This is a genomic window from Massilia sp. P2_C2 (assembly GCF_056404615.1).
In genome coordinates, this window is sequence record NZ_JBFUDR010000424.1 from 1 (window position 1) to 4,226 (window position 4,226).

Here is a 4,226-nt window from a genome sequence, read left to right on the forward strand (position 1 = left end):
GGCGTGGCCGGCCGCGACCGGCTCGACCGCGTCACCCTGCGCTGGGGCGCGACCCGGGGCCGCCACTTCAGCGCCGCGGCGGCCATCGACGGCAGCGCCGTCACGCTCGCCGCCACCTCACCCAACCTTTGCCTGGAGTCTCCTCACATGGATCAGATGGATCACATGGATCATCCCGCCACCGACGTCACCGCGCTGGAGCTGCCCGTGACGCTGGAAATCGTCACGCTGGCCATGCCGCTGCAGCAGATCGGCGCGCTGCAGCCCGGCCAGGTCCTCGAACTGCCGCTGGCGCTGGCCGACGCGCGCGTGCGCCTGGTCGCGTGCGGCCAGACGCTGGGCCACGGCAAGCTGGTGGTGGTCGGCGAGCAGCTCGGCTTCCAGGTCTCGACCATGGTGAACCAAGATGAGCCAGACGCCTGATTTCGCCTCGCTGATCCTCGCGGTCTTCGCGCTTGCGCTACTGCCGTTCGCGGCCATGGTGGTGACGTCGTACACCAAGATCGTCGTCGTCCTGGGCCTGCTGCGCCAGGCGATCGGCGTCCAGCAGGTGCCGCCCACGACGGTCCTGAACGGCATCGCCATCATCGTCTCGTGCTACGTGATGGCGCCGGTGGGCATGGAGGCGATGAAGCAGGCGCAGACCCATGGCGCGGACGGCGGCAACGCGGTCGTGCAGCTGCTCGACGGCGCGCGCGACCCGTTCCGCCAGTTCCTCGTCAAGCATACGAACGAACGCGAAAAGGCGTTCTTCCTGCGCTCGGCGGCCCAGGTGTGGCCCGCCGACAAGGTCGCCCAGCTCAAGCCGAACGACCTGATCGTGCTGGCGCCCGCCTTCGTATTGACCGAGCTGACGGCCGCATTCAAGATCGGTTTCCTGCTATACCTCGTGTTCGTCGTCATCGACCTCGTGGTGGCCAACGTCCTGATGGCGCTGGGCCTGTCGCAGGTCACGCCCAGCAACGTCGCCATTCCGTTCAAGCTGCTGCTATTCGTCGTGATGGACGGCTGGTCCACCCTGATCCACGGCCTCGTGCTCACCTACCGCTAATACCATGGACTTCGACAACATCGGACGCCTGACGTCTTCCGCCATGATGCTGTGCCTCCTCGTGTCGCTGCCGGCCGTGCTGGTGGCGGCCCTCGTCGGCCTGCTCGTCTCGTTCCTGCAGGCGGTGACGTCGCTGCAGGATTCCAGCATCTCGCACAGCGTCAAGCTGGTGGCCGTGTCGGTCACCATCATGCTCGCCGCGCCCTGGGGCGCCTCGGCCATCCTGCAATTCGCGCGCAGCGTGATGCAGTCTATCTTCGCATGAAGGTCGACGGCGCCGGGCCCGGCGCGCTGCAGTTGCTGCAGGCGCAGGCCGAGATCGAGGCCGCCAACCGCCCGACACCGGGCCTGGCGGCCGCGCAGCGCAACCTGTCCGGCCGCCGTGCCGGATTTGGTCATTCCGCCGCGGCCGACGCCGGGGCGCCGGACCTGGTCTACACCCCGCTACACCACCTCCGCCTGGCCGCCCTGCAGAACAAGCTGCGCATGCGCAAGGCGCGCGGCGCGGCCGGCGCCGATGCCGCCGACAGCGCCAGCGAGTTCGAAGAACTGCTCCTGATGCTCGAATCGCAGGCGCAGACGCAAGCACAAACGTCTTCATTGCCGCAGATCCGCGTCGGACGCCGCCGCCAGGAACACCAGCCGGACCAGCACGCGGGCGGGCACCCGCCATCGCCCTGGCCGCGCGCCGCCGCAGACTGGCACGCGCCCGCGCCCGCCCTGCGCGAGCGGCAGCAGCAAGCGGTGGACCGTCTCGTGCGCGACCACGTCGGGACCGTCCACGGCAGCGGCGCGCTCGACGGCGCCATGCGCGCACTGCACACGCTGCAAAGCGATCCGGCGCACGCCGTGCCGCTGGCGACGGCCGTGCTGCGCATCACGCGCGAATTCCTGGCCCAGCCCGCCGCGACGGGCGCCGACAAACTGGCGGACGTCAGGAACCGCCTGCTGGCCCTGCTCCCTCCGCCCTCTTCCCGCGCCGCGCCGGCCCTGCGCCAGCTGCACCTCCTCCTGCCGGTCCTGCTGCTGAATGCCCAGCGGCCGCGCACCAGCCGCCAGCGTGCGCTGGCGATCGCGAAAATCGACGTCCTGCTGCGCGGCGCGCGAACCTGAGCGCCCGGCCGGGCGCTACACCTTCATCCACAAGTAGGAACCGTCGGCGATCTGCTCGAACATCTCGTCGTCCGTCTGGAAGATATTGTCGCGCCAGTAGCGCCCGTGCTCGGCGTAATGCGCCAGCAGCCCGGCGAGGCCTTCGCCGTCGAGCCCGTCGTGGAATTCGACCCGCACGATCATCACGATACAGCCCGTGTCCGCGTCCATGCCCAGCTGGGCCTGGTCCTGCGCATAGATCAGCAGGTTGGCCTCGAGCAGCAGGCGGAACACCTTCAGCGTGCGGCCGCTGGTGACGATGCCGTAGTTGAAATTGAGGTAGAGCGCGCCGGGATCGGCCTCGAGATGGTCGACCAGCACCTCGAATCCCTCGACGTCGAGGATGCGCTCGTCCAGCACGGCCTCGACGTCCTGGATGCCCATGACGGCGCACAGCTGCCGGACGACGTCGGAATAGCGTTCTGCGCTCACGATAAGCCCGATCCGATGAAAGGTAAAAACGTCGACAAAAAAAAACCGGCTTGCGCCGGTTGTCCGATACTGCGGAAAACGCCGCCGCGAGGGGGGCGGCGGCGTTGCCGGCATTACTGTGCCAGAGCTTTGACGCCCTTGCCCAGTTCTTCGATAATCGAGTTCTTCGCCTGGTTCAGGGCGATTTCGTTCTGGATCTGCGCGATCTTGTCCTGCGCGGCCATCGTGATGCGGGCTGCTGCTTCGGATGCCGCGATGTCGGCGCCGGCGGCGCCGTACAGGCCTGCGGTGGAAGCGACGCTCGATGCGGTGCTGGTCTTCGACATGGTGTAACTCCTTTATGTTGGGGACTACGGATACGGGTAAAAGTGCCGGAATGGCGTGCGACGTCGTGTGCCCCGCGGACGGAGCCGGCGCGAAGCCGGCCCCGGCGCGGATGGCGTTCGATTACTGCGCGAGCGCTTTCACGCCCTTGCCCAGTTCCTCGATGATCGAGTTCTTGGCCTGGTTCAGCGCGATTTCGTTCTGGATCTGGGCGATCTTGTCCTGCGCGGCCATCGTGATACGGGCTGCTGCTTCGGATGCTGCGATGTCGGCGCCGGCGGCGCCGAAGGCGCCTGCGGTGGAAGCGACGCTCGATGCGGTGCTGGTCTTGGACATGGTGAGACTCCTTAAAAAAAGTTAAAAATCGAGATACGGTTGGTTGGACAACGGGTACTACGAAACGACTACGTACTACTGGGGGTGAAACGTTTTACTGCTGCATGGCCTGGCAGATCTGCGCGGCGGCCAGCAGGCCCGCGTGCAGCGTCTGCTGTTCCTTGCGCAGCGCCGGGTCGGCTTCGGCCGCCCAGCGGTCGAAGGCGGCGGCGCTCCGTTCCAGCGCGACGACCACGGCGCGGCAGCGCGGATCGTTGGGGTCGGCCCTGGACAGGGCCTGGAAACGATCCATGTCGGCCAGGATCGGGGGTGTCAATGCGTCGAACATGGCATCTCCTCGTTCAGTCATGGGCGGCCATCGAGGCGCCCGGAAAATGTTTGCTGCCGTCGAGCGACTGCACGTAGCGCAGGCCGCCGGCGTCCAGCGCGGAATCGCTGTCGGCCACGCTCCAGCCGGGGCGCACCTCGGTGACGTCGGCGTCGAGTTTCCCGACAGCCGGGCCGAGATCGGCCGCCAGCTGCGCCAGCCTGCGCTGGACGGCAGCCCCGTCGCGGGTCGTGCCGCGGACGATGAAGTTGCCGTTGCCTTCGTAGGCGGCCTTCAGCGTCGGTTCGTGCAGCGATTCGCCGATGCTGGCCAGCACGTCGTTGACGACGGCCAGGTGGGCGACGGCGTGCCCGGGCGCCACGCGGCGCAGCAGGTCGCGCACGGCATCGGCGTCGGCGCTCGTGCGGACCACGCCCTGCACGACGGTCAGGCCATCGCGCTCGCCGACATGCAGCGCTCCCTGCCCCATCCTGTCCAGCAGCACCGGGATGTCGGGGCGCACGCCGTCGTGCGCCACGGCGGCCGTCGGGGACGCGGGCTGCATCGCCAGCAGCGCGGTGCTGAGCAGCGTGGCCGGGACCGCGACGGCGCCCAGCGCCAGCC

8 protein-coding genes and 1 pseudogene are annotated in these 4,226 nt (G+C 68.3%); 4 read left to right on the forward strand and 5 right to left on the reverse strand.

What is annotated here, in order from left to right:
- The 4 genes from AC1DYX_RS28560 to AC1DYX_RS28575 form a co-directional block, all read left to right on the forward strand.
- Positions 1–423, forward strand: a 423-nt coding sequence (locus AC1DYX_RS28560) for a FliM/FliN family flagellar motor switch protein (protein ID WP_477265200.1), incomplete at its 5' end; no start/stop codon positions are given.
- Positions 407–1,051: a type III secretion system export apparatus subunit SctR gene (gene sctR, locus AC1DYX_RS28565; protein WP_477265202.1), complete on the forward strand. Its 645-nt coding sequence runs from the start codon at positions 407–409 to the stop codon at positions 1,049–1,051. The genes AC1DYX_RS28560 and sctR, both read left to right, overlap by 17 nt.
- A gap of 4 nt (positions 1,052–1,055) precedes the next feature.
- Positions 1,056–1,316 carry a type III secretion system export apparatus subunit SctS gene (sctS, locus tag AC1DYX_RS28570; protein WP_477265204.1) on the forward strand — a complete coding sequence of 87 codons (261 nt, stop codon included), beginning with the start codon at positions 1,056–1,058 and terminating at the stop codon, positions 1,314–1,316.
- Positions 1,313–2,164: a hypothetical protein gene (locus tag AC1DYX_RS28575; protein ID WP_477265206.1), complete on the forward strand. Its 852-nt coding sequence runs from the start codon at positions 1,313–1,315 to the stop codon at positions 2,162–2,164. Before sctS ends, AC1DYX_RS28575 begins: the two co-directional genes overlap by 4 nt.
- Positions 2,165–2,179: 15 nt before the next feature.
- Here the strand turns inward: AC1DYX_RS28575 and AC1DYX_RS28580 are convergent, their stop codons facing one another.
- The 5 genes and pseudogenes from AC1DYX_RS28580 to AC1DYX_RS28600 all read right to left on the reverse strand — a co-directional run.
- Positions 2,180–2,635, reverse strand: coding sequence for a type III secretion system chaperone family protein (locus AC1DYX_RS28580; protein ID WP_477265208.1), 456 nt, complete (start codon positions 2,633–2,635; stop codon positions 2,180–2,182).
- A 113-nt stretch (positions 2,636–2,748) separates the two neighbouring features.
- On the reverse strand, positions 2,749–2,961 hold the full coding sequence (locus AC1DYX_RS28585; RefSeq protein WP_477265210.1) for a hypothetical protein: 213 nt from the start codon (positions 2,959–2,961) through the stop codon (positions 2,749–2,751).
- Positions 2,962–3,082: 121 nt separating this feature from the next.
- Positions 3,083–3,295 (reverse strand): hypothetical protein, encoded by a 213-nt coding sequence (locus AC1DYX_RS28590; protein WP_477265212.1) that lies wholly within the window; start codon positions 3,293–3,295, stop codon positions 3,083–3,085.
- Positions 3,296–3,389: 94 nt separating this feature from the next.
- The gene (locus AC1DYX_RS28595) at positions 3,390–3,623 is read right to left on the reverse strand and encodes a hypothetical protein (protein ID WP_477265213.1); all 234 of its coding nucleotides are present in this window, start codon (positions 3,621–3,623) and stop codon (positions 3,390–3,392) included.
- 13 nt (positions 3,624–3,636) lie between these two features.
- Positions 3,637–4,226 (reverse strand): annotated as a pseudogene (locus AC1DYX_RS28600) (hypothetical protein); the annotation flags it as partial.

Coding starts and splice junctions, on each gene's coding strand:
- sctR (WP_477265202.1), top strand. CDS start 407: ATGAGCCAGACGCCTGATTTCGCCTCGCTGATCCTCGCGGTCTTCGCG.
- sctS (WP_477265204.1), top strand. CDS start 1,056: ATGGACTTCGACAACATCGGACGCCTGACGTCTTCCGCCATGATGCTG.
- AC1DYX_RS28575 (WP_477265206.1), top strand. CDS start 1,313: ATGAAGGTCGACGGCGCCGGGCCCGGCGCGCTGCAGTTGCTGCAGGCG.
- AC1DYX_RS28585 (WP_477265210.1), bottom strand. CDS start 2,961: ATGTCGAAGACCAGCACCGCATCGAGCGTCGCTTCCACCGCAGGCCTG.
- AC1DYX_RS28590 (WP_477265212.1), bottom strand. CDS start 3,295: ATGTCCAAGACCAGCACCGCATCGAGCGTCGCTTCCACCGCAGGCGCC.
- AC1DYX_RS28595 (WP_477265213.1), bottom strand. CDS start 3,623: ATGTTCGACGCATTGACACCCCCGATCCTGGCCGACATGGATCGTTTC.